17 protein-coding genes are annotated in these 24,303 nt (G+C 65.4%); 11 read left to right on the top strand and 6 right to left on the bottom strand.

Annotated features, from left to right (window positions below; translation table 11 throughout):
- Nucleotides 1-148: 148 nt before the first annotated feature.
- The 7 genes from EAH76_RS08285 (at nt 149) to EAH76_RS08255 (ending at nt 8,043) form a co-directional block, all read left to right on the top strand.
- The gene (locus EAH76_RS08285) at nt 149-1,678 is read left to right on the top strand and encodes an NADH-quinone oxidoreductase subunit M (RefSeq protein ID WP_140849770.1); all 1,530 of its coding nucleotides are present in this window, start codon (nt 149-151) and stop codon (nt 1,676-1,678) included.
- A complete protein-coding gene (nuoN, locus tag EAH76_RS08280; protein ID WP_140849769.1) occupies nt 1,675-3,114 on the top strand; it encodes an NADH-quinone oxidoreductase subunit NuoN in 1,440 nt (479 codons plus the stop codon). Before EAH76_RS08285 ends, nuoN begins: the two co-directional genes overlap by 4 nt.
- A gap of 5 nt (nt 3,115-3,119) precedes the next feature.
- Nucleotides 3,120-3,911: a biotin--[acetyl-CoA-carboxylase] ligase gene (locus EAH76_RS08275; RefSeq protein WP_140849768.1), complete on the top strand. Its 792-nt coding sequence runs from the start codon at nt 3,120-3,122 to the stop codon at nt 3,909-3,911.
- A gap of 30 nt (nt 3,912-3,941) precedes the next feature.
- Nucleotides 3,942-4,724 (top strand): type III pantothenate kinase, encoded by a 783-nt coding sequence (locus tag EAH76_RS08270; protein ID WP_140849767.1) that lies wholly within the window; start codon nt 3,942-3,944, stop codon nt 4,722-4,724.
- Between the two features lie 124 nt (nt 4,725-4,848).
- Nucleotides 4,849-6,486, top strand: a complete 1,638-nt coding sequence (locus EAH76_RS08265) for a ribonuclease J (RefSeq protein ID WP_140849766.1) — start codon at nt 4,849-4,851, stop codon at nt 6,484-6,486.
- 145 nt (nt 6,487-6,631) lie between these two features.
- The gene (locus EAH76_RS08260; RefSeq protein WP_140849765.1) at nt 6,632-6,910 is read left to right on the top strand and encodes a DUF1467 family protein; all 279 of its coding nucleotides are present in this window, start codon (nt 6,632-6,634) and stop codon (nt 6,908-6,910) included.
- 89 nt (nt 6,911-6,999) lie between these two features.
- On the top strand, nt 7,000-8,043 hold the full coding sequence (locus tag EAH76_RS08255; RefSeq protein ID WP_140849764.1) for a GGDEF domain-containing protein: 1,044 nt from the start codon (nt 7,000-7,002) through the stop codon (nt 8,041-8,043).
- Between the two features lie 43 nt (nt 8,044-8,086).
- Here EAH76_RS08255 and EAH76_RS08250 read toward each other — a convergent pair whose 3' ends face one another.
- Nucleotides 8,087-9,523 carry a carboxylesterase/lipase family protein gene (locus EAH76_RS08250; RefSeq protein WP_140849763.1) on the bottom strand — a complete coding sequence of 479 codons (1,437 nt, stop codon included), beginning with the start codon at nt 9,521-9,523 and terminating at the stop codon, nt 8,087-8,089.
- Between the two features lie 1,286 nt (nt 9,524-10,809).
- On the opposite strand from EAH76_RS08250, the gene EAH76_RS08245 reads away from it, so the two are divergent.
- Together EAH76_RS08245 and EAH76_RS08235 are read left to right on the top strand one after the other, a co-directional pair.
- A complete protein-coding gene (locus tag EAH76_RS08245) occupies nt 10,810-13,398 on the top strand; it encodes a PAS domain-containing protein (protein WP_241659603.1) in 2,589 nt (862 codons plus the stop codon).
- 921 nt (nt 13,399-14,319) lie between these two features.
- On the top strand, nt 14,320-14,529 hold the full coding sequence (locus tag EAH76_RS08235; protein ID WP_140849762.1) for a hypothetical protein: 210 nt from the start codon (nt 14,320-14,322) through the stop codon (nt 14,527-14,529).
- A 132-nt stretch (nt 14,530-14,661) separates the two neighbouring features.
- Here the strand turns inward: EAH76_RS08235 and EAH76_RS08230 are convergent, their stop codons facing one another.
- Together EAH76_RS08230 and EAH76_RS08225 are read right to left on the bottom strand one after the other, a co-directional pair.
- Nucleotides 14,662-15,453: a sulfite exporter TauE/SafE family protein gene (locus EAH76_RS08230; RefSeq protein WP_140849761.1), complete on the bottom strand. Its 792-nt coding sequence runs from the start codon at nt 15,451-15,453 to the stop codon at nt 14,662-14,664.
- Entirely contained in the window at nt 15,450-16,823 is a 1,374-nt protein-coding gene (locus EAH76_RS08225; RefSeq protein WP_170208006.1) for an ATP-grasp domain-containing protein, read from the bottom strand. Before EAH76_RS08225 ends, EAH76_RS08230 begins: the two co-directional genes overlap by 4 nt.
- A gap of 288 nt (nt 16,824-17,111) precedes the next feature.
- Between EAH76_RS08225 and EAH76_RS08220 the strand changes: the two genes are divergently transcribed.
- Together EAH76_RS08220 and chrA are read left to right on the top strand one after the other, a co-directional pair.
- Complete coding sequence (locus EAH76_RS08220; protein WP_140849759.1) at nt 17,112-17,960, top strand: chromate resistance protein ChrB domain-containing protein; 849 nt, start codon at nt 17,112-17,114, stop codon at nt 17,958-17,960.
- On the top strand, nt 17,957-19,363 hold the full coding sequence (gene chrA / locus EAH76_RS08215; RefSeq protein WP_140849758.1) for a chromate efflux transporter: 1,407 nt from the start codon (nt 17,957-17,959) through the stop codon (nt 19,361-19,363). The genes EAH76_RS08220 and chrA overlap by 4 nt, the downstream gene beginning before the upstream one ends.
- Before the next feature lie 34 nt (nt 19,364-19,397).
- Here the strand turns inward: chrA and EAH76_RS08210 are convergent, their stop codons facing one another.
- Genes EAH76_RS08210 through EAH76_RS08200 form a run of 3 tightly spaced genes read right to left on the bottom strand, consistent with a single transcriptional unit; the run spans nt 19,398 to nt 24,154 of the window.
- A complete protein-coding gene (locus tag EAH76_RS08210) occupies nt 19,398-20,768 on the bottom strand; it encodes an LLM class flavin-dependent oxidoreductase (RefSeq protein ID WP_140849757.1) in 1,371 nt (456 codons plus the stop codon).
- 27 nt (nt 20,769-20,795) lie between these two features.
- Nucleotides 20,796-21,728, bottom strand: coding sequence for an ABC transporter substrate-binding protein (locus tag EAH76_RS08205; protein WP_161988996.1), 933 nt, complete (start codon nt 21,726-21,728; stop codon nt 20,796-20,798).
- A 26-nt stretch (nt 21,729-21,754) separates the two neighbouring features.
- Nucleotides 21,755-24,154 (bottom strand): TonB-dependent receptor, encoded by a 2,400-nt coding sequence (locus tag EAH76_RS08200; RefSeq protein ID WP_140849755.1) that lies wholly within the window; start codon nt 24,152-24,154, stop codon nt 21,755-21,757.
- Nucleotides 24,155-24,303: the final 149 nt, after the last annotated feature.

Genomic DNA, 24,303 nt, shown 5'->3' with positions numbered 1-24,303 from the left:
GCCTCTCATTCGTCGCCCCGGCGCCGGGGCACCCCAAAAAGTATTACTTTTTGGGGACCCCGCAGGCCGGGGCCGGCCAGCCGCAAGTGGCTGACGCCGGACACACCAACGCAGCGACCCCGGCCTTCGCCGGGGTGACGGGGATATAATGACCGGCTTCCCCATCCTCTCCGTGATGCTCGCCATCCCCGCGCTTGCGGCGGTCGCGTGCCTCTTCGTCAGTGCGCAGGGCGCACGCTGGATCGCGCTGATCGCGACGCTGATCGATTTCGTGCTCGGGATCGGTCTGTGGTCGACCTTCGACATCGGCGGGCCGCAGTGGCAGTTCGTCGAGAATGCCGGCAGCCTCGGCGTGTTCAGCTGGAAGCTCGGCCTAGACGGCTTTGCGCTTCTGCTGGTCATGCTCAGCGTCTTCCTGATGCCGATCTGCATCGGCGCGAGCTGGGTCGCGATCGAGAAGCGCGTCCAGGAATATATGGCCGCGTTCCTGATCACCGAAGTGCTGATGATCGGCACCTTCGCGGCGCAGGACCTGTTCCTGTTCTACATCTTCTTCGAAGCCGGCCTGATCCCGATGTACCTGATCATCGGCATCTGGGGCGGTGCGAACCGGATCTACGCGTCGTACAAATTCTTCCTCTACACGCTGCTCGGCTCGCTGCTGATGCTCGTCGCGATGCTGTGGATGGTGAATTTCGCCGGCACCTCGGACATTCCGACGCTGCTCAACACAGATTTCCCGGTGCAGGTGCAGACCTGGCTGTGGCTCGCCTTCTTCGCCTCGTTCGCCGTCAAGATGCCGATGTGGCCGTTCCACACCTGGCTTCCCGACGCGCACGTCCAGGCGCCGACCGCAGGGTCGGTGATCCTGGCGGGCGTGTTGCTCAAGCTCGGCGGATACGGCTTTCTGCGCTTCTCGCTGCCGATGTTCCCCGAAGCGTCGGCACAGCTGACCTGGCTGATCCTAGCGCTGTCGGCCGTGGCGGTGATCTACACCTCGCTCGTCGCGTTGGTGCAGTCCGACATGAAGAAGCTGATCGCCTATTCGTCGGTCGCGCATATGGCGATCGTGACGATCGGCCTGTTCGCCTTCAACCGGCAGGGCATCGAGGGCGCGATGATCGTCATGCTGTCGCATGGCCTCGTCTCGGCGGCCTTGTTCCTGTGCGTCGGCGTGATCTATGACCGGCTGCATACCCGCGAGATCTCGCGCTATGGTGGTCTGGCGATCAACATGCCGCGCTACGCCTTGCTGTTCCTGTTCTTCACGATGGCCTCGATCGGCCTGCCGGGGACTAGCGGCTTCGTCGGTGAGTTCCTCTCGCTCGCCGGGACCTACCGCGTTTCCACCATTGCCACCTTGCTCTGCACGACGGGCATCATCCTGGGTGCCGCCTACATGCTCTACCTCTACCGCCGTGTCGTCTTCGGCGAGATCGTCCATGACGACGTCCGTGCGATGAAGGACATCAGCCTGCGCGAAATGGCATTGCTTGCACCGATCGCTGCGGTCGCTCTGTGGATGGGCGTCTACCCCGAGAGCTTCCTCGCCCCGATGCGCAGCGATGTCGCGACGCTCGAGGCACGGATCGCACGCGCGACGCCCAAGGGTGACTCGCTGCCGACGCCGGGCAAGGCTCCGGCCACACCCGCGGCACATGCGGAGGCACGGCCATGAACGCTTCGCTGTTGATGACGCTGCCCGAACTGGTGCTCGCGGCAGGTGCGATTGCTCTGATGCTGGTGTCCGCCTGGGGCGGGCAGGGCTCGACCCGGCTGGTGTCGTGGGCCTCGGTCGCGGTGCTGATCGGCGCCGGGCTGGCGCTGCTCGGGCCGGCGTCCAAGGGTGGCGCTGCGTTCGAAGGTCTGTACCGCGCCGATGCCTTTGCGGCTTACGCCAAGGTGCTGATCTACGTCGCCTCGGCGGTTGCGATCCTGATCGCGCCGCGCTTCTTCGCGCAGGGGCGCGGGGACGATCTGCGTCCCGAATATCCGGTGCTGATCCTGCTGTCGGCAGCAGGCATGGGCATGATGGTGTCGGCGGGCGATCTGCTGACGCTCTATGTCGGTCTCGAGCTGCAGAGCCTCGCGGCCTATGTGCTGGCGAGCTTCATGCGGCGCGACACGCGGTCGGCTGAAGCGGGCCTCAAGTATTTCGTGCTCGGCGCGCTGGCGAGCGGGATCCTGCTCTACGGTATCAGCCTGGTGTACGGCTTCAGCGGCACGACGCTCTTCTCGTCGATCGCGACGGCGTATGGCGCGGGCCATTCGCTTGGACTGACCTTCGGCTTGGTTTTCGTGTTTGCGGGTCTTGCCTTCAAGATGAGCGCAGTGCCGTTCCACATGTGGACGCCCGACGTGTACGAAGGCGCGCCGACCCCGGTTACGACCTTCTTCGCTTCGGCGCCGAAGGTTGCGGCGGTCGCGCTCGCGGTGCGCGTCGCGATCGAGGCGATGGGCCCGGCGACCGACCAGTGGCGCCAGATCGTGATCTTCGCAGCGCTCGCGTCAATCATCTTCGGCGCGGTTGCGGCGATCGGCCAGACCAACGTCAAGCGGCTGCTCGCGTATTCGTCGATCAACAATGTGGGCTTCCTGCTCGTCGGTCTTGCCGCCGGCACGCAGGAGGGCGTCGCTTCGGTGCTGTTCTACCTCACCGTCTATGTCGTGATGACGCTCGGCAGCTTCGTCGTCGTCCTGCAGATGAAGGACGCCGAGGGCCAGCCGGTCGAGACGCTGGCGAGCCTGGCTGGCCTGTCGCGCTCGCGGCCGGGTCTGGCGCTGGCGATGGCGATCTTCATGTTCTCGCTCGCGGGCATTCCGCCGCTGCTCGGCTTCAACGCCAAGCTGGCGGTGTTCACCGCGGCGGTGAATGCGGGGCTCTATCCGCTGGCGGTGGTCGGCTTCGTCGCATCGGTGATCGGCGCCTATTATTATCTGCGCGTCATCAAGGTGATGTATTTCGACGATCCGGCCGAGGCCTATTCGGGCCGTGCGACGCCGGTCGAGAGCGCGGTGATCGCGGTGTCGGCGGTGTTCGTGTCGCCGATCGGGTGGCTGCTGCTCGCACCGCTCGGCGTGGCGACGATGTTCGCGGCGAAGGCGCTGTTCTGACGGCGATGATCCGCACCGTCGCCGAGACGGGGTCTACGAACGCTGACATGCTCCTCCTCGCCGCTGCGGGCGCCGAGGAGGGGCTGTGGCTGCGGGCCGAGCGGCAGAGTGGCGGGCGTGGTCGGCAGGGGCGGGTCTGGGCCTCGCCGGTCGGGAATTTCTACGGGTCTACGGTGGTGCGGGTGCGCGCTGGGGATCCGGCGGCGGCTACACTGGCTTTGGTTGCTGCGATTGCCTTGGAAGAGGTGGTTCGCGTCTATCTGACGAATACCGTCGCCCCGGCGAAGGCCGGGGCCGCTGCGTTGGGACGCGCACCGGCCGGTGCGCGCGATGCGCCAGCGGCCCCGGCCTCCGCCGGGGCGACGATGTGGATCAAATGGCCCAACGACCTTCTTCTGGACGGCGCGAAGCTTTCGGGCATTCTGCTCGAACGCTCCGGGGACGCAGTGATCGTCGGGATCGGCGTTAACCTCGCGCATCACCCCGACGACACTGATCGTCTCGCCACCAGCCTCGCCGACCACGGCGCAACACCCGACCCCGCCGACTTCGCTGAAACGCTCGCCGAAGCCTTTGCCCGCTGGCTCGCCATCTGGCGCGGGCAGGGCCTCGCGCCGATCCGCACGCGCTGGCTCGAGCGCGCGCACCCGGTTGGCACCGCGCTCACCGCGCGGCTGCCCGACGGCCAGGCGATCGACGGCCTGTTTGGCGGGCTCGACGGCGACGGCGCGCTCATCCTGCGCTTGGCGGACGGCGGCAGCCGTGTCATTCACGCCGGCGACGTGTTTCTGATCTAGCTTCCCATCCGTTCGTACAAGGCTCTGCCCATGCTGCTCGCGATCGATGCCGGCAACACCAACATCGTCTTCGCATTGCTCGAGGACAAAGCGATCAAGGCACGCTGGCGGATCGCCACCGATCCGCGCCGGACCGCCGACGAATATGCGGTGTGGCTCCACCAGCTGCTCAATCTCGAAGGCTATGACCGTGCGGCGGTAACCGGGGTGATCATCGCCACCGTCGTCCCGCGTGCGCTCCACAACCTCCAGACGCTCGCGCGGAAGTATTTCAACACCGAGCCGCTCGTCGCGGGCGAGCCGCCGGTCGAATGGGGCATGGCGCTCGACGTGCTCGAGCCCAAGAGCGTCGGCGCCGATCGGGCCGTGACGATGATCGCGGCACATGCCCGCCACCCCGGCGACCTGATCGTGATTGATTTCGGCACCGCAACGACGCTCGACGTCGTCGATTATACCGGAGCGTACAAAGGCGGGATCATCGCGCCGGGCATCAATTTGTCGCTCGACGCGCTCGTCACCGCCGCCGCCAAGCTGCCGCGCATAGCGATCGAGGCCCCCGCGACCGCCAGCGTGATCGGCCGCGACACCGTCAGCCAGATGCAGATCGGCATCTTCTGGGGCTATGTCGCGATGATCGAGGGGCTCGTCGCGCGGATGAAGGCCGAGGTCGGGCGGCCGATCAAGGTCGTCGCGACGGGCGGCCTGGCGATCCTGTTCGAGCAGCATACCGCGATGTTCGATGTGGTCGAACCCGACCTGACAATTCAGGGGCTGGCGATTCTGTGGGATCGCGCCCATATAGGAGCCTAGAGTCAGCGAGTGTGCGCCGCGTTTCGGAGCCCCGCTTCCCCAACTCTTACGAAATTCCGCGCTTAACACGCGCAAACCTGAAGGCACGCGCGATGCGCGGCCGAAATGAAAGTACCGATTCTACGTGACGAAACCAAAGAACGAGCTTCTCTTCCTGGCCCTTGGCGGGTCGGGCGAAATCGGCATGAACGTCAATCTCTACGGCTGCGAAGGCAAGTGGCTGATGGTCGATTGCGGCATCACCTTTGCCGATCCGCAATATCCCGGCATCGACGTGATCCTGCCCGACCTGCAGTTCATCGAGGAACGCCTCGACGATCTGGTCGGCATCGTGCTGACGCACGGCCATGAGGACCATATCGGCGCGCTGCCGTATCTCGCCGAGGATCTCGGCGTGCCGCTTTATGCGACGCCGTTCACCGCGGGCCTGATCCGCGGCAAGCTCGAGGAAGAAGGCAACGCCTCGCGCGTCAAACTGCGCGTGATCCAGCCCAATGCGCCGTTCGACCTCGGGCCGTTCGGCGTGACCTTCGTGCCGATGTCGCACTCGATCCCCGAGGCGAGCGCGCTGTTGATCGACACGCCGTACGGCCGGATCTTCCACACCGGCGACTGGAAGCTCGATGCGGCCCCGGTCATCGGCCACCCCTCGAGCCCCGCCGAACTCGCCGCGATCGGCGAGGAAGGCATCCTCGCTTTGGTCTGCGACTCGACCAACATCTTCAACAACGACGCTTCGGGCTCGGAGAGCGACGTGTTCTCGGGGCTGATGGACGTGATCAGCCGCGCCAAGGGCCGCGTGATGGTGACGTCGTTCGCGTCGAACGCCGCGCGCCTCCACACGCTCGGCAAGGTCGCGATCGAGACCGGCCGGTCGCTCTGCGTCCAGGGCCGCTCGCTTGACCGCATCCTCAAGGTCGCGCGTGCGACGGGGTATCTGAAGGATTTCCCCGAGACGATCGATGCCGAGGCCGCGATGCGGCTGCCGCGCGACAAGGTGCTCGTCGTCGCCACGGGCGGGCAGGGCGAGGAGCGCGCTGCGCTCGCGCGCGTCGCCAACGGCCAGCACCCGATCGCCCTGGCGACCGGCGACACCGTCGTCTTCTCGTCGAAGCAGATCCCCGGCAACGAAGTCGCGATCGGTCGCATCCAGAACCAGCTCGCGGCCAAGGGCGTGATCATGATCACCGACCGCCAGGCGCATGTCCATGTGTCGGGCCATCCGGGTCGCCCCGAGCTGCTCCAGATGTACCGCTGGATGAAGCCCGAGATCCTGATGCCGGTCCATGGCGAGATGCGCCACCTGATGGAGCATGCGCGCTTCGGCCTGTCGGAAAGCGTTCCGCGCGCGCTGGTGCAGACCAATGGCGACATCGTGCGGCTCGCGCCGGGTGCGCCGACCAAGATCGGCAATGCGCCGGTCGGACGTCTCGTGCTCGACGGCGACGTGATTCTGCCGGGTGACGGCCAGACGATCAACGAGCGCCGCAAGCTGGCACTCAACGGCCAGATCTCGGTCGCGGTCGCGATCGGTTCGCGCGGGCTGATCGGCACGCCGCAGGTCCGCATTCAGGGCATCCCGGTCGAGGAAGACCGCGAGCCGTTCCTCGAGGAAACCGTCAGCGCGGTGATCGCGGCGACCAAGCAGGGCGGGCGTGACCGCGACAAGCTGCGCGAGCAGATTCGCCTCGCCACGCGCAAGGTCGCGACGCGCTGGACCGGCAAGAAGCCGAACGTCGACGTGCTGCTGATCGAGGCGTAAAGACATACGCCTTAGCCCCTCCCCTTCAGGGGAGGGGTTGGGGTGGGGAAGTCGTAAGCGCAGGTCTCTGCGAGGCACTTCCCCACCCCCATCCCCTCCCCTGAAGAGCAGGGGCGACCATGCGGCTAGGACAGGACCAGGACCAATGCGGTGGACTTCGGCGCTGGCGATCTACTTCCTGTTCTGGGCTTTCTCGGTCTTCTTCGTGCTGCCGTTCGGCGTGAAGACGAGCGACGAAGCCGGTGTCGCGCGCGTACCCGGCCAGGCCGAAAGCGCGCCGCATGAATTCCACCCTGGCAAGATCGCCAAGCGCGTGACGATCGTCGCGACGATCCTATGGTCGCTCTACATGCTCAACTTCCATTTCGGCTGGCTGACCCCGCAAATGCTCGACGTGTTCGGCACGGGGAACGGGGTCGACTGAGAAAAGGACCGCCGCGGCTATTCCTTGAATCGTTCTGCATCCGTTATTAACCCGTTCCTGCTAGAGCAGGGCGGGAAACGGGGCAGACGATGAAGGTGCGGCACGCGCAAAAGGGGGCGACACAGGGTTCGCCGAATGGCGATCCGGTCGGGGATATCGGCGCAAGCGTCCTCGCGTTTCTCGCCGCCCAAGCGCTCCACCCGACTCCCGGCAATTACGAACTGGGCTATCTCTATCGCACCGATCGCGACAGCCTGGCCGCGCGATCGATCGATGCGGTCCTGACGAGCGGCGCGACGCTGACCCAGGCGCAGGCCGACTATATCCTTAGCGCCTGTCACGCCCTGCCGCGTGAGAGCGCCGACGCGTCCAACGCCGGGGTGGAAACGCCGAACGGCGCGCGACTGCGCCACCAGACGCTGCAGCTGCACGATCTTGCCAGCGATGCGGCGAACGTCACCGGGCAGTTCGGGCGCGATCTGAGTGCCGAGCTGATCCACATCGAGGCCGATTCGCTGCCGATCGCACGGACGATTACGACGATGATCGCACGATCGGGCGATGCCGAGCGCAATCTCGTAGCCGCGCTCGAGCAGATCGACGCGTTGCACGCCGAGGTCGCCGCGGCGCAGAACGACGCGCTGCGCGATTCACTGACCGGGCTCGTCAATCGCCGGGGCTTCGCGGCCGAGCTTGCCAAGGGCGCGAGCGATGCGCCGGTCGTGCTCGCGATTTGCGATATCGACCGGTTCAAGGCGATCAACGACCGGCACGGCCATCCGGTCGGCGATCGCGTGATCAAGGCGGTTGCCGAGTCGATCGCGCGCTGCTGTGCCCCGCACGTCGTGTCGCGGTGGGGCGGCGAGGAATTCCTCATCCTGATGGACGATGTCACGCTCGCCGAAGCGCACGAGATCGTCGCCGCCGCCAATCACGCGCTGCAGAACCGCGCGTTCCGGATCCGCGAATCGGGCGAAGCGCTCGATCCGATCACCTTTTCAGCGGGGATCGTGCTGACGCAGCGCGCGCTGGCGCTCGACGCGATCGCGGCGGCGGACCTTTTGCTTTATCGCGCGAAGGAAGCCGGGCGGAACACGGTCTATAGCGAGGAGACCACGCAGCGCGCGGCGTGACCGGGTGCGTTGCGCGCTTGCGCCCGGTCCCCGTCGCGATCCGCTATTTCCCCGGCGTAGTCGCTGCGGCGCGCCCAGCGTCGATCTCGGCACCCCATGGATCCCGCTGCGCCATGGCGTTGCCGTCGGCGCCGAAGTCCATCAGCGTGTCGCGCATGCGGTCGTAGCGCGGCCAGTCGGGGAGCCCCGCGCCGTTGGGCGTACCGGTCTTGGCGAAGGCGACGATCGCGCGGCTCATCGCCTTGCCGATCGCCACGTCGGTCGGCGTCGTCGCCGCGCCATATTTGATCGCGGTCGTGTCGAGGAAGAACGGGATATCGGTCGCGTGCTGCGCGCCGGGCGTGCCGACCGAGCTGGCGACATAGGAGAAGCGATATTCCCACACCGGAACGCCCGCCGCGGCGAGCGTTGCAGAGACGTCGCGCGCGCCGGCGATCATCGCGCCGGTCTTGCCGCCGATGTCGGCGCTGGTGGCTCCGATCAGCATCGGCACCTTGGCGAAGCGCCCGCCGGCATAGGCCTGGTGGGTGTCGACCACCACGCGTCCGTCGGGGAAGGGACCGCCATAGGTTGCTGGACCGGCTTGCGGGCGGCGCGCCAGATTGAGGCCGTCGGTGACTTGCTCGGCGCTCAGCGCGCGGAGCTTCGCTAGCGCGTCGGGGGCGGTGGGGTCGATTCCCTTTGCCGTGGCGAAATTGGCGCCGATCTGCTCGGCTGCGGCGAGCGTCCGGTCGGGCTCGGCGCCGGCATCGCCGCCCGACATCACAACCGCCTTGGCGAACAGGCCTGCCGCCAGCGGTGAGGTCACCAGCGCATGGACCGAGCGCCCGCCCGCGCTTTCGCCCATGATCGTGACGTTCGCCGTGTCGCCACCGAAGCGCGCGACGTTACGCTTGACCCAGCGCAACGCTGCGATCTGATCCATGATCCCGTAAGAGCCGAGCTGGCCGTGATCGGGATCGGCCTTGGTCAACTGTGGAAAGGCGAAGCTACCGAACCGCCCGAGCCGATAATTGAAGCTGACGAACACCACGCCCTGCTGTGCAAGCGCCGCGCCGGCATAGGTCGGCGGCGAGGCCCCGCCATTGACGAAGCCGCCGCCATAGATCCACACGATCACCGGCAGCTTGCCGCGCGCCGCAGCGGGTTTCCAGACATTGGCGTAGAGGCAGTCCTCTGCCGGTTGCGTGCCGAGCGGCGCGGCGTCGCTCGGGAAAGGCAACTGCATGCAATCATGCGCATAAGCGGTCGCATCGCGCACGCCAGGCCATGGCGCGACCGGCTGCGGCGCGCGCCAGCGCAGCGCGCCGACCGGCGGCGCGGCGAAGGGAATGCCCTTCCAGCTGGCGACACCCTCGGCCGTCGTGCCGCGGACGCCGCCGGTGTCGGTCTGCACGATGGGCGCCTGCTCGGATTGGGCGTAGGCGGGCGCGGCGAGCGCGATGCCGGCCAGCAAGGCGATCAGAACGGGCTGTGTCATGTGGTGCTTCCCTTACGAACTCGCGCCGACGCTACGCCGTTTCGCGCGCGGGTGTCACGTCGCTCGTTCGCACGCATGGCCTGTCGTTTGCGGAATGAGTGGGGGAGCGGTCTAGGTCATTGGTGTCTTAGATTGATATTTCGTAGAATGCCATGTCGCAGCCCTTGCACTCAAATAGGGAGTGAGTTCTTCCTCCCTTCGTAGATCTTCCGTCTCCATCGCTAGAACAAGACGCCGTATTTATTTGCCCGGGTCGGTCACGATTTTTGTTTGCTATGCAGATCGAGCAGTCCGCCTTTTTCTGCCTTTTGCATGCAGGATCTTTAGCGGGAGCGCCTTTATCTGAAATCGCACGAGGATACTGCAACTGTGTTGATGAGAGGGTAGGCAAGAGCGATGCTCGCCACCATAGCGCGATCACCGTATCCTTGGCACGATCGACGCCCGGGCTCCCGTCAAGGCAGAGGGTCTCGCATCAGCATGTGAGCGTCCTTGGCCCGCGGAAGTGGTCGAGCCGGTTTGGAGCGACACACGGCGGGAGGGGGCTCGCTTATCGTCTGACGAGCGGGCTCGACCTGTTCGCATCCGCAGCCTCGCAGACCGGGAACGACGACAATCAGGAGAGTGTGACTGCAGGCGCGCGGATGCAATTCGGAGCGCGTGATGGCGGCGGCGTATTCGTCCGTCAGATGGCGATGAGAGCGCCGCGCGCTTCGACGACCTGGTCGTTGGTCGTAGACGCATTTTCCGTCATCACGAGCGAGATCCGGTACGAGGTTCGCAGCGCCCCGCCCGACGACCTGATTGTCCGCATCGGCCGGCGCTTCCGCCTTACAAAGCCTGGCGCTGACCGTTTTTGCCAACCAGGCGCGGACCGTAAGATGAACGAGCGACTCTTTTAGGGAAGCGCTGGCGCCGGCTTGAACGTTTGGAAATGGGGCGTCGCGTGACCCCGTGTCGCTACCAGTCTCGTCTCGTCCACGTCGGTCGACAACGATTTCCGCCCCCTTTCGACGGGTCAGCATCTGGATCACAGTCGGGGCGGTGGAAAGGACCACCCCGCAACTGCTTGTTGCCGCACATCCAGAACGACAACGAGCGCATCACCGTTAGCGCCAAATCGCCGATGAGGAGCAGGATCGCTCGGGCGCGCCAGAACTCGACCGGCAACCCGCCATGACACAGGCTCGCGAATGTGCGTCTTGGGTGCGCATGCCGAAGCGTTGCAGACCAAATAGCCATCGCCTAGACGATTGTTCGTTAGCTGTAGATAACGAGTAACCTCCTTGACTCATGTAATTGATGGCGCCGTCGAGAGCGGGCCGAAATTGACGGCCGATGCCGAGCGGATCGCGGCTGAGTTGATCGGCCAGGATCTCGGAACCGACCCATTCGTGGCGGCAGTGCGTGCCACCCGAATGCCGATGATCATCACCAACCCCAGGCTGCCTGATAACCCCGTCGTTTTCACGAACAACGCGTTTTGTCGCCTTAGCGGCTATGATCGGGAGGAAATACTCGGGCGGAATTGTCGCTTCCTGCAAGGCCCGGAAACTGATCCCGAAACGGTGCGGAAAATCCGCGAAGCCGTTCGTCGCGTGGAGTCGATCGAGATCGATATCCAAAATCATCGGAAGGATGGGGAGACGTTCTGGAATCGGCTTTTGATGGCGCCGGTCTTCGATACCGAAGGCGTCCTGGCGTATTTCTTTGCAAGCCAGGTCGATGTCACCCTCGAGCGAGATCGCCTCAAAGGCCTCGAGACCAGTAACGCATCGCTGATGGCCGAACTCACCGATCGGCTTCGCATGCAACAAGAGCATGAGCGCGAACTGGCGTTCACCCTCAAGGCAGCCCGATTTGGCACGTGGAGCCTCGAGATCGAAACGAAACGGCTCACAGCGTCGGAGACGTGTAAGGAAATCTTCGGTTGGCCAGCCGATGAGCCTTTCACCTACGCGGACCGGTTAGATGCCATTCATCCCGATGACCGAGCGATCAGTGTTGCGGAGGTTCGCCGGTGCATCGAGGACGGGTCGGACTATGATGTTGTCTACCGAAACTATCGTAGAGATGACCAATTGCGCTGGATCGGATCGCGCGGTCAGCCCTTTTTCGATGCCGATGGTAATGCGCTACGCATTGCGGGTGTTTCTACCGATATAACCGACCAGCGTCGCAGTGAGAACATGCGCGCGGCGCTTGTCGAATTGGGCGACATGTTTCGCGACACTGAGTGTGCGGACGAGATCTCGTTCGCGGCGGCGGCGATCATCGGACGAACGATTGATGTAAGCAGGGTCGGCTATGGCGAGATCGATGCCACGACCGAATGGGTCACGGTTCCCCGCGATTGGACCGCGCCGGGCGTCGAGCGGCTGTCGGGAACATTCGCGCTGCGGGATTTCGGCTCCTATGTCGATGACCTCAAGCGCGGCGAGGAGGTCTGTATCGACGATGCTCGTACCGACGTTCGGACAGCGGCAACCGTCGCTATGCTCGAAGCCGTCGATGCGCGTGCCATCATCAACATGCCGATCATGGAGAGCGGTCAGCTGGTCGCCATGCTATATCTTGGCAGCGGCTGGGAACGGCACTGGCGGTCGGACGAGGTGATGTTCGCACGCGAGGTCGCCGAACGGACTCGTATCGCGACCGAGCGCCGCCGAACCGAACAGGCGCTTGCATCGCTAGCATCGTCGCTCGAGCAACAGGTCATCGCGCGGACGAGCGAACTGCACCATGCCGAGGATGCGCTGCGCCAGTCACAAAAGATGGAAGCGGTCGGCCAGCTGACGGGTGGAGTCGCGCACGACTTCAACAATCTGCTGACCGTTATTCGGTCGGCGACGGATTTGTTGAAGCGACCGGATCTCAGCGACGAGCGCCGAGAACGCTATATCGATGCGATATCCGATACCGCTGATCGTGCCGCCAAGCTAACGGGGCAGCTGCTCGCGTTCGCTCGTCGCCAGGCGCTGCGTCCGGAAGTCATCGATGTCGGCCAGAGCCTCCGTGTGATTTCCGATATGCTGGGAACATTGACTGGATCGCGGATCGCGATCGGCATCGATCTGCCCGAAATTGCCTGTTTCACCAATGTCGATCCAAGCCAACTCGATACCGCGCTGGTCAACATGGCCGTGAACGCACGTGATGCGATGGACGGGGAGGGGCGCATTGATATCGCGGTACGGCCCGCTTCCTGTATTCCGGCGGTCCGCTCGCACCCGCCCGTCGAAGGCGAGTATGTCGCAATCTCGATGACGGACACTGGGTCGGGGATAGCGCCGGAAAAACTGGAACGCATTTTCGAGCCGTTTTTCACGACCAAGGGCGTCGGCCAGGGGACTGGGCTCGGGCTAAGCCAGGTGTTTGGTTTTGCCAAGCAGTCCGACGGCGACATTATCGTCGAGAGCCAGCTTGGGTCCGGGACGACATTCACTTTGTATCTGCCGCGCGCTGAGGAAGCGGCCAAAGCGGTCGCTAAGCCCGAGCATGAAACGCTGACCGAAGGTCATGGCACCTGCGTCCTCGTCGTCGAGGACAATCGAGAGGTCGGAACGTTCACGACCCAATCCCTTGCCGAATTGGGCTATGAAACAATTTGGGCCGGGGATGCCAAAGAGGCGTTGGCAGAATTGGCCAAGGACGCAGCTCGGTTCGACATCGTGTTTTCTGATGTCGTGATGCCGGGCATGAACGGCATCGAACTGGGGAAGGAGATCCGTTCAAGCTATCCGGAACTGCCCGTCGTTTTGACGTCAGGATACAGCAACGTGCTGGCGCAGGACGGTACCCATGGCTTCGAGCTGCTGCACAAGCCCTATTCGGTAGAGCAACTCTCGCGCGTTCTCAGAAAAGTCGCCGGATAACCGGATACGGTGGCGTCTTGTTCTCAATACAGAGGATGAGATCGCCCTGGGATTCACGGGCCCGCCAAGAGCTGGCTTGTCCACGAAGAACGATTTCGCGTTCGATGCACTGACGGCTCGTCTTGATTCGGCCGACGAGGGGAGCGACGACGGCAATACCATCGAGGAATAGTGAGGGGCGAGAACGACAGGTTTGCCTGCCGGCTCCACTTGCATCTGACATGCCGTATATCGTCGCGTCGCCTTAGGTCGCCTCGATTATTCTAGGTATTACCGGTGCATGCCATATGAAACGATGCCCAGACCTAACATACTGAAACACGCCGCCAGCGCCCGATGTTGGCTCTTCTCGCAGAGTCTCAAGTCGCTGGTATCGCTCCACGCTGCAAGGACGATGCTGCCGATTGTTTGCGTCACGTAACCGCTTGCGCCAGCTCAAGGTCGGGAGCCGACTCCATATCGATCACGACGGCCCAGGACGGGAGACCTGGTCGACCTTTATGCCCTCTCTCGCCCAAGCCGCTCGCGATTGGCATATGTCACGCGATGGGCCGGGATGAGGGTCGGCAGCGGGTGGGTCCGCGAAGAACCGGATGCAATAGACATCGCGCCGCTCGTCATAGCGCGCTCGGTAATCCTCGGTTGTCGTGCTGCTATGTGCCGTGGCGGTCCCCGCTGGCAGGACGCTGACAAGCAACACAGCCGCAATAAGTTCGGTGGTGGCGATTAGGTTCATATCGAGATCCCCGTATCCGTCACAATATCGGTGACGACGCGGGAGGCTCTGCAAAGTGCGTGCCATTCGAGTAACACGCCGCCGCCCGTGCGCGGGTGGCAAAGTTCTACGGCACGCGCCGCCATCCTCTGGCAAAGCGCACCATTTAGAGGTTTGCGCTCCAGTGCTGCACCATCGTCGCTTCGATGCGTGAGTCTCTGAAGTCGGGAAGCGCGGAAGGGCGCGCGAACGGCAGGCTCTGGGTTGCCGCCGCAGCGGCCGCTACCGACTCGCGCCGTTCGTTCGCTGAATGCGCATCCAACGCGAGACGGCCGCTTGTGCGAGATCCGATCACGGCAGCCAGCACCATTGACGCGCTCGATGCCAAGCTCAATCCGGTACGCGCGGCATTGTGATCGATGGTGCGAGGCCGACCTATGTCAATCTCTGGCGCGCGCTGGCAGGTGACATGATAAGCGTGACGCATCACGGACCGTTACGTGGGCGCTATCCAGTCCGCGCTCCGAGCAACTGCGCGGCGGCGCGGATCAGAACCTCGGAAACGTCGGGATCGGTGCGAAGATGAGCGCCAGCAGCCCGAACAGGGCGATCGCGACCAGCGCGCCTCCGACGCCGACGATCAGCGTTCTGGGCGCAAGCCGTTTGACGAGATAGGCGCCGATCGGTGCGGCGACCACGCCGCCGATGACCAGCCCCGTTGCGGCGATCGTCACCGACTGCAGGCCAAGCGTCCCGATAAACGCCGCGAGCACGGTGACAGTGACGAAAAACTCTGCCGCATTGGCCGTCCCGATCACCGAGCGCGGGTTTGCGCCTTGCGACAGGAGATTGCCGGTGACGATCGGACCCCAACCGCCGCCGCCCGATGCATCGAGCATTCCGCCGAGGAACCCGACCGTTCCGACCAGGCGCGTCCGGCGGAACGTCTGCGGACGGCGCGGACCGCGCCAGAGGAGGTAGGATCCGACCGCCGCGAGATAGACCAGCACGACCGGGCGCATCAGCGCGATTCCGACATGAGTGAAGACCCACACCCCGATAAAGCCACCCGCGATGCCGGGGATGACCAGCCGGCCGAACAGCGACCAGTCGACATTGCGCTGAAGCGCGTGGCTGAGCCCCGAAATCCCGCTGGTGAAACTCTCCGCGGTGCGAACCGCAGCCGAAGCCGCCGGGCCGGGCAGGCCGAGCGCGACGAGCAGGCTGTTCGTCATCACGCCGAACCCCATGCCCACCGTACCGTCCACCACCTGCGCCAGGAACCCGATCGCTATGAACGGCGCGAGATCGCGCCAGGAGATCGCGCTGAAATCGATCACGCGCGCGGTCCTCCATGTTGGAGCCGGGCGGCGCCGCGAAGGCGTCCGATCGGCGCGGTGAGCAGGAAGACGATCGGGAACAGCAGGGCCAGCATCGAGAGGACGCCGCTGATGGCGGGACCAGCCCCCGCCAGCCACGGAAGCACCGCCGCCCAGATCGAGACGGCCAGCGTGATCAGCAAGGCGCGCTCCTGCTCGGTCTCGTCGAAGGCGGCGAGCGGGGTGGTGATCCTGCCCGCAAACAGCGTCCGGAGCCCGAGGGTGGTGCTGCTCTTGCGGTCGATAAAGGCTGGCGGAACCGCCGACTGTGCCATGGCGCGAAGTCCCACCGCGATCAGGCGTGTGCCGACCGATCCGGCGAAGCGCCGGTAGGTGGGGCTTCGGTCGCTGATCGTGCGAAGACCGCTGCGGCCCCCGAACACCAAGGCGACCAGTGCGTCATTCTCGCCGGTGACGGGGGGTGCCATGGCCGACGCCTGGGTGGAGACGATCCATTCGAGGATGCTGGACGGCACGTCCACGCCGCATGCCCGCTCCAGCCCCTGGAACCCGGGGGCCGAGTTCGCCTCGCAAATGCGATAGCCCGTTTCATCGAACAGAATGTCGATGCCGGTCACGTCGAGGCCGAGCGTATCCGCCGCCTGGACCGCCAGCTCGGCCATTTCCCGCGGCGGGTTATAGGCGATCCCGACCCCGCCGAGCGAAACGTTCGACTTGAACCCGCCGGTGAGCGATCGCCGTTCCATCGCCGCGACGACCCGGCCGCCGACCACGAGGACGCGGACGTCGCGCCCGTGGCTCGCGCGGATGTAATGCTGCATCACGAAATCGGCCTGCGCCTCGGCGCTTTCCAGCAGTCCCGCCAGATCCTCGAACTGGCTGCGGTTTTCGCATTTGAGCACCCCGGTCCCGCGCGTTCCCTTCAGCGTCTTGACGATCACGGGGAAGCCGAGCTCGCGCTCGACCAACTCGATATCCACGGGAAATTTGCCAAGGATCGTGCGGGGGACCGGCAGCCCCGCCCGGACCAGCTCCTGCAGGCTGTGCAACTTGTCCGCAACGAGCTCGATCGCGACCGGGCCATTGACCAGCCGAACGTTGCGCCGTTCCAAATGGCGCAGCAGCGCCAAAGTGAAATAATCGGTCTCGGCACCGCTGCGACAGAGGACGAAATCGGGACGCGCGATCGGGCTCCCGTGATACTTCACCGTCCACTCTTCGCCTGCGCCGACGACCAGATCGAAATGGTGCGGGTGGAGGATCTGCAGATCGATTCCCATGGCCGCGGCGGCTTCCTGAAACCGAAAGATCTCGGGCACTTCCGGCAACGCCGGGTCGAGCGCGCGATGAAACAGGATCCAGCCCAGCATTGTCGCGCTTCCTTCGATTGCGATCGCCGAATGCGGCGGTCCCGCCGGTTACCATTCGAACACAAGCTGCCGATCGTCTTGTCGGTCGGGGCCGCGGTTGGCAACCGGGATGGGCGGTGCTGCCCGTCTTGTCAGCCAGAGCGGGGCATGAGGACGTCCGCTTAGGGCGCTTCCAAACCGGAGTTGACAACGGCCCCGGCGCATTGCTCAATACGCTGATGGGGCCAGCGATCTCCCCATGAGGCGACAGCCGAAGCATCGCGTCCCTGCCGCACCCGAGGACGCTCCATGCCCGCGATCAACGCCATCACTCCCGAGAAACTTGCCCGCCTGATCGGGCTTCCGCATGGTCCCGCGATCATCGACGTGCGGACCGACCGGGATTTTGCCGCCGACCCGAACCTGGTGCCGGGGTCGGTTCGCCGCGGCGACGCCGATCCTGCGGTTTGGGCCAGCAGAGTGGCTGATCGGTCTGCGGTGATCGTCGACGCGCAGGGACGCGCTGTCAGCGAGGGCGTCGCGGCGTGGCTGCGGCATGAGGGCATCGCGGCCGAAATTCTGGACGGCGGGACGCTCGGCTGGGCGGCCGCGGGCCTGCCGATGGTGCCTGCGGCGGTGCTGCCGCCACGCGACGCGCAGGGGCGGACGCTGTGGGTCACGCGCGCGCGGTCCAAGGTCGATCGCATCGCCTGCCCGTGGCTGATCCGCCGCTTCGTCGATCCGAACGCGGTGTTCCTGTTCGTCAGCCCGGCCGAGGTGACCGGCGTGGCGGAGCGCTTCGGCGCGGCTGCTTTCGATATTGCGGGCGAGGGCGTGGTGTGGGGCCACGTGGGCGAGTGCTGTGCGTTCAACGCGATGGTGGCGCGGTTCGGGCTTGCCGCCGTTCCAGGCCTTTCGCATCTCGCGACGATCGTGCGCGGGGCCGATACCGCGCGGCCCGAGCTCGCACCCGAGGCGGCGGGGCTGGTCGCGCTGTCGCTCGGCCTGTCGCGCATGTTTTCGAACGATCTGGAGCAACTCGACGCCGGAATGCTGCTGTACGATGCGCTGTATCGCTGGTGCCGCGATGCGACCGGCGAGACGCATGACTGGGTTTCCCATCATCCGAAAGCGGTGCGCCCGAAGGTGTCGGCATGAGCACGGTGGCCGAGGCCACAATCTCACCGATCCCGCGGCCCGCGCCGGTGACGCTGCGGCAGGCCTTCTGGGTGTGGCTGCGGATCGCGGCGCTGTCGTTCGGCGGACCCGCGGGTCAGATTGCGGTGATGCACCGCATCCTGGTCGAGGAAAAACGCTGGATCGGCGAGCATCGGTTTCTCCACGCGCTCAATCATTGCATGCTGCTGCCGGGGCCGGAGGCGCAGCAACTCGCGACGTATATCGGCTGGCTGCTGCACCGGACCCGCGGCGGGATCGTCGCGGGGACACTGTTCGTGCTGCCGGGGGCGGTGTCGATCATGGCGCTCAGCTGGATCTATGTGCTGTACGGGCAGGTCGGGGCGGTCGCGGGGCTGTTCTTCGGCCTGAAATGCGCGGTCCTCGCGGTCGTGTTGCAGGCGGTGGTGCGGATCGGGAGCCGCGCGCTCCGCAACGGCGTGATGCGTGGCCTCGCCGCGGCCGCGTTCGGGCTGATTTTCGTTCTGGGCGTGCCGTTCCCGCTGATGGTGCTGGGGGCGGGGCTGATCGGGTATTTCGGGGGCCGCGCCGACATGCCGGCTTTCCGGATTGGCGGGGGCCATGCGTCGGGCAAGGGTGCGCTCGTCGCCGATGCCGACACGCTGCTCGGCGAGGCCTTGCCCGCGCACGCCAGCCCCACGATCCGCCAGTCGGTGCAGCAGGCCGGGGTCTGGCTCGTGCTGTGGCTGGCACCGGTCGCGGCGTTGGTATTGCTGCTGGGGCAGGGCAGCGTCTTCAGCCAGATCGCGACCTTCTTCTCGACCATGGCGGTCGTCACCTTCGGCGGCGCCTATGCCGTGCTCGCCTATGTCGCGCAGCAGGCGGTCGAGCAGTATCACTGGCTCACCGCGCGCGAGATGCTCGACGGGCTCGGCATGGCGGGGACGACACCCGGGCCGCTGATCATGGTGCTGCAGTTCGTGGGGTTCCTCGGCGCGTATCGCCATCCAGGGATGCTGTCGCCGCTGCTGGCCGGGACGCTGGGCGGGTTGCTGGCGACCTGGGTGACGTTCGTGCCGTGCTTTTTGTGGATCTTCCTCGGCGCGCCCTTCATCGAGCGGATGCGTGGCAACGTGGCGCTGTCGGGCGCGCTATCCGCGATCACCGCAGCGGTGGTCGGCGTGGTGCTCAACCTGGCGGTGTGGTTCGCGATTCATACGCTCTTTCGGACCGTGCGGCCATTTACGGCGGGGCCGGTCCGGATGGACCTGCCCGTGATGGCGAGCCTCGACCCCTGGGCGCTCGGGATCGCGGCTGCCGCGATCGTTGCGATGTTCCGACTGAAGCTCGGCATCTTCGCGACGCTCGGTGCTGCATCAGTGGTCGGGATCTTGCTGCAGGTGAGCGGTGCCGCCGCCGGCTGACCGCCGCCCGCCAGGCGGGTGGCGGCGAGCATGTTCAGCCAACCGCCGACCGGCGGGCAACGATCGGGATCGGATCGCGGGATTCGACCCGGCGATTGTCCGGGATCGGCAACCCGAGATGGCCGCGCAGCGTGCTCTGGTCATAGTCGGTACGGAACAGTCCGCGCGCCTGGAGCAAGGGGACAACCTCCTCGGTAAAGCGCCGGAACTGGCTCGGATGACCCGCATGAACGTTGATCCCATCGAACGCCCGCCCCTCGAACCAGCGCTGGATCTCGTCGGCGACCGTCTCGGCCGATCCCACGAACGGGCTGGTGAACTGGTCACGCTGATGGTCGATCGTCTGCCGAAGCGACCAACCCCGTTCGACTGCAAGATCGGTGATGTGCTTGGCCTGGGTGAAGAAGCTGCTTTTGGCATGCTCGAGCGCGGCGGCCGGGAAGGGCGCGTCGAGATCGTATTGGCGAAAGTCATGCCAGCCGAAGGCGCGCCCGAACTCGGCCAGCGCCTGATCGAAGCTCTGGTCGAGCCGGCGATGCTCGCGCTCGATCCGGCGGGCATCGTCGTCGGTGTCGCCAACCGTGATCGAGAAACCGGGCAGGATGAGGATCTCGTCGGGATTGCGCCCGAGCGTCGCTCCGCGCCGCTTGATGTCGGCGTAGAAGGCCTGGCCCTGCTCGATCGTCCGGGCGTGGGTGAAGATCGCATCGGCGACGGTCGCACCGAGATCGCGTCCCTGTTCGGAGTCGCCGGCCTGGAAGATCACCGGTTCGCCCTGCGGTGAGCGCTGGATATTGAGCGGACCCACAACCGAGAAATGTTCGCCCTTGTGATTGAGCGCGTGCAGCTTGGTCTTGTCGAGGAACACACCGGTCGCGCGGTCGCGGACCAGCGCGTCGTCCTCGTAACTGCGCCACAGCCCGCGCACGACGTCGAGATATTCGAACGCCCGACTGTAGCGCGTGGCGTAATCGTAATGCTCCTCGCGCCCGTAATTGCCCGCGGTGCCCGCGTCGCCGCTGGTCACGACGTTCCAGCCAGCGCGCCCTTTGCTGATCAGGTCGAGCGAGGCGAGCCTGCGCGCGAGGTTGAACGGATCGTTGTATGAGGTGGTGAGCGTGCCGACCAAGCCGATATGGCTGGTCGCCACCGCCAGCGCCGAGAGCAAGGTCAGCGGCTCGAGCCGGTTGAGATAGTGCGGCGGAGAGTCGGCGGTGATGAACTGGCTGTCGACGATGAACACTAGGTCGAACTTGGCTGCCTCGGCCTGGCGGACGATGTCGATATACCAGTCGATGTTGACGCTGGCATCGACCGGAATTTCGGGGTCGAGCCAGCGATTGGTCTGGCCGGGACCGCCGACGCCGGTGGTCACGAGGCCCAGCTTGAGCTGTCTTTGGGTCATGAGGCTGTCCTTGCGCGTTGGAAGGGATCAGATCTGTTCGAAGTGGGGGGCGACCAGGACGGGCTTGGCGAGCAGCCCCGCCTGATGGAACAGGTCGGCAATGCCCTGTTCCTCGGCGATCAATCCCGCGTCGATCGGGACGGGAACGTTGACGCTGCGGTTGAGATAGCGCCGTGTCGCCGCGATCGGCACGCCGGTCTGCTGCGTCAGCATTTGCGCGTATTCCTCGCGGTGGGTCTCGCCCCATTTGCGGGCGCGGGCAAAGCGCGCCGACAGGTCGGTCAGCAACGGCCGCTTGGTCGCGAGCGAGGTTTCGGTTCCGAACACGAAACCGAGGCCCGGGGTCAGCGAGCGGTCGAGGTCGAGGATGCGCAGGCCGTCGCTCAATTCGCCGATCGCGGCATAGGGATCCCAGATCGCCCAGGCATCGACCGAGCCGCTGGTCAAAGCGGCGCGCCCGTCGCTCGGGCTGAGGAATGTGATATGGATCGCGTCGAGCGGCTTGCCGGCGCGCTTGAGCCCGGCGAGCAGCAGATAATGGCCGATCGAGCCGCGCGGCGTCGCGACGCGCTTGCCGAGCAGGTCGTCGAAGCTGTGGATCGCCGATGTGCCCGGCACCATCACGGTCGTCGGATTGCCCTTGGTGCGGAACGCGGCGATCGCCTTGACCCCGGCATTGCCCTGCAGGCTGAAGATGAACGGCGCGTCACCGCCGACGCCGGTGTCGATCGCGCCGGCGGCGAGCGCCTCGATCAACGGCGCGGCATTGGGAAATTGTGCCCACTCGATCGCGTAGGGGACGGTCTTGAGCTCGCCCGACGCCGCGAGCAGCGCCTGGACGCCGCCGCGCTGATCGCCGATCACCAGCTTTTTGGCCGAGCCCTTGACGCAAGCGGAGAGCAAGCCGGCGCCGGCGATCGCCAGCGCGCCGCGACGTGAGACCGAGAATTCGAGGGACATAGCGGGATCCTTGGGTGGGAAGCGCATTAGAAGCGGTTCCTAAGCGTGATGCCGTACGTCCGCGGGTCGCCGAGCCCGACCTGGGTGATGCCCCAGGTCGCGTTGACGGTGGACGTGACGAGATAGTTCTTGTTGAGCAGGTTGCGGCCCCACAGCGAGACGTCCCAAGTCCCGCGCGCTGCGCGCACGCCAAGCTGCGCCCCGACCAACGCATAGCCCTTGATCTCGGAGAAGGGATCGTCGTTGACCGCCGAGTAGAATTTCGAGCGGTAGCTGGCGTCGCCTGCGACATAGCCGACCAGCGTTTCGCTCAACGGTGCCTCGTAGTGCGCCTGGACCGCGCCGACCCATTTCGACGTGCCCGAAAGGCGCTGTCCCGAGATGTCGCACGATGTCTTGTACGACTGCAGAAACGGACAGATCGCATTGGTATAGCGAATATATTTGGCATCGGTGAACGAGCCCGAGCCGCTCAGGCTAAGCCCTTTGGCCAAGGTCGCGCGCAGATCGACCTCGACCCCGCGGCTCTGCACCTTGCCCGCATTGCCGAGATAGCTGATGCGGTTGGAGACGTCGTACAAATTGGCCTGGTAATTCTGGTCGATCGCCCAGAACAAAGCAGTGTTGAATTGCACGTGGCGGTCGAACAGCTGCGTCTTCACCCCGATCTCGTAGGAATCGACCTTTTCGGGTTCGACGAAGATATTGATCCCGGCGGATTTGCGGACAAGATTGATGCCGGCGGATTTGTACCCGCGCGAATAGCTCGCATAGGCATGAACATCATCACCGATATCCTGGTTGGCGCTGAGCAACCACGACACGGTGCCCTTCGACCGGCTCGCGCTATAGGCGCCGCCGTCGGGCGCGAAGCTCGCGCGGATCGCTGCGGCGCTCGCCTGATAGGCGAGCGGCAGGCTCGAGATCGGCGCGACCGTGCCGACGTTGACTGCGTTGTAGCTGCCCGCCTTGGTTTCATAGGTGTAGCGCAGCCCGCCGGTCAGGCTCGTGCCGGGCGCGACGTGCCATGTCGCCTGGCCGTAGGCGGCATAACTGTTGGTCGAGGGGTTGAGGTAGCTGAAGGTGTCGAGCCCATTCAGCAGTGCGCTGGGGGCCGCCGCGCCGAGATACCATTTGGCGGCGTCCCTACCGAACGATACCTCCTGTTTGAGATCGGCCTTCTGGTAGAAATAGTACAGGCCCGCAGTGTATTCGAGCGTGTGCCCGCTCGGCGAGGTGAGGCGCAGCTCCTGGCTGAACTGCTTCTGGTCGGTGGCGACGGTCGCCTGGCCGAGCACGTCGGCGCCGAACTGGTCGCCATCCCAATTGGGGATCCACTTCCAGAAGCGGCCGGCGGTGATCGAGGTCAGCGTGTGGCCGCCGAGGATCGTGGCATCGACCCGCGCGGTGACACCGCCGCTCGGCATGGCGATCGCCTGCGAGCCATTGATGTCGGTCTGGCGATTGTACGGGTTGATCGCGATCGGCGTGTACCCGACGTCGGCAGCGTGCGCATAGAAGCCTTTCGCTGACGCGCCATTGGCGAGCGTGGTCGGCAGCACTTGGCCGGAGACGTAGAAGCCCATGTTGCCGCTCTGGCGGGCATAGTCGGCGATCAGGCGGAAGCTCAGCGTATCGCTCGGCTTCCACAGCAGATCTGCCTTCGCCGCGACGTTGGTATAGTCGTCCCAGTCCTGCTTCTGGGTGGTGTTGTAGATCGTGCCGTCGCGGCTCGCGACGAGCCCGCTCACCCGCAGCGCCAGGGTGTCGGTGAGGCCGCCCGAGATCGACGCCTGCGCGCGCATGTAATTGTAATTGCCGTACGTCAGATCGGTCGACACCTCCGGCGTGAAGCTGGGGAGCTTGGTGCGGACGTCGATCGCGCCGGCGACGGTGTTCTTGCCGAACAGCGTGCCCTGCGGACCGCGCAGCACCTGCACGCTGTCGACGTCGAGCAGATCGTTGATCACCGTGCCGGTGCGCGGGCGATAGACGCCGTCGATATAGAGGCCAACGCCTTGGTCGAGCCCGTCGTTGGTGCCGCCCGAATTGGTGCCGAGGCCGCGGATGGTGATCGTCTGATTGCGGCCGCTGAATCCCTGGATCGTGACGCTGGGCGCGAAATTGGCGAGATTCTTGATGCTCGTCTGCCCGCCGATCGCGCCGATCTGCGCCGCCGACAGCGCGGTGATGGCGATCGGCACGCTCTGCAGCGTCTCGTTCTTGTAGCGCGCGGTGACGACGATGTCGTCGCTCGCCCCGTCGGCAGCGGCCGGAGCGGCGGGGGGCTCCGCCGCGGGGGCAGCCGCCGCCGCTGCCGGGGTCGGCGCCGCGGGGGCATCTCCTGCATAGGCCGGCGCGAGCGCAGTGGTGGCGAGCAGCAGCGCCAGCGGGGTGACAACGGTGCGCGAAGGTCGAAGGTGCATGAAGGTCCCTGTCTTTGGTCGGGAGCCGCCGTGATCGGCGCGCTCCTCCGTTTCCCGCGACAGCTGCCGCGAGATGGTGTGGTCTTGGTTGGGGCGGGGCGCGGCCTCCTAGGCTGGCCGCATCCTACTGCTCAGCGGCATCGGTAGAC

The sequence above is a fragment of the Sphingomonas glacialis genome, from assembly GCF_006439055.1.
Classification (GTDB): domain Bacteria; phylum Pseudomonadota; class Alphaproteobacteria; order Sphingomonadales; family Sphingomonadaceae; genus Sphingomonas; species Sphingomonas glacialis_A.
Note: the sequence above shows the minus strand (reverse complement) of the source record. Positions and strands in the feature narration are given on the sequence as shown.

Coding starts and splice junctions, on each gene's coding strand:
- EAH76_RS08255 (WP_140849764.1), top strand. CDS start 7,000: ATGAAGGTGCGGCACGCGCAAAAGGGGGCGACACAGGGTTCGCCGAAT.
- EAH76_RS08285 (WP_140849770.1), top strand. CDS start 149: ATGACCGGCTTCCCCATCCTCTCCGTGATGCTCGCCATCCCCGCGCTT.
- EAH76_RS08225 (WP_170208006.1), bottom strand. CDS start 16,823: ATGCTGGGCTGGATCCTGTTTCATCGCGCGCTCGACCCGGCGTTGCCG.
- EAH76_RS08200 (WP_140849755.1), bottom strand. CDS start 24,154: ATGCACCTTCGACCTTCGCGCACCGTTGTCACCCCGCTGGCGCTGCTG.
- EAH76_RS08220 (WP_140849759.1), top strand. CDS start 17,112: ATGCCCGCGATCAACGCCATCACTCCCGAGAAACTTGCCCGCCTGATC.
- EAH76_RS08270 (WP_140849767.1), top strand. CDS start 3,942: ATGCTGCTCGCGATCGATGCCGGCAACACCAACATCGTCTTCGCATTG.
- EAH76_RS08260 (WP_140849765.1), top strand. CDS start 6,632: ATGCGGTGGACTTCGGCGCTGGCGATCTACTTCCTGTTCTGGGCTTTC.
- EAH76_RS08205 (WP_161988996.1), bottom strand. CDS start 21,728: ATGTCCCTCGAATTCTCGGTCTCACGTCGCGGCGCGCTGGCGATCGCC.
- EAH76_RS08250 (WP_140849763.1), bottom strand. CDS start 9,523: ATGACACAGCCCGTTCTGATCGCCTTGCTGGCCGGCATCGCGCTCGCC.
- EAH76_RS08275 (WP_140849768.1), top strand. CDS start 3,120: ATGATCCGCACCGTCGCCGAGACGGGGTCTACGAACGCTGACATGCTC.
- EAH76_RS08210 (WP_140849757.1), bottom strand. CDS start 20,768: ATGACCCAAAGACAGCTCAAGCTGGGCCTCGTGACCACCGGCGTCGGC.
- EAH76_RS08235 (WP_140849762.1), top strand. CDS start 14,320: ATGCGTGAGTCTCTGAAGTCGGGAAGCGCGGAAGGGCGCGCGAACGGC.
- chrA (WP_140849758.1), top strand. CDS start 17,957: ATGAGCACGGTGGCCGAGGCCACAATCTCACCGATCCCGCGGCCCGCG.
- nuoN (WP_140849769.1), top strand. CDS start 1,675: ATGAACGCTTCGCTGTTGATGACGCTGCCCGAACTGGTGCTCGCGGCA.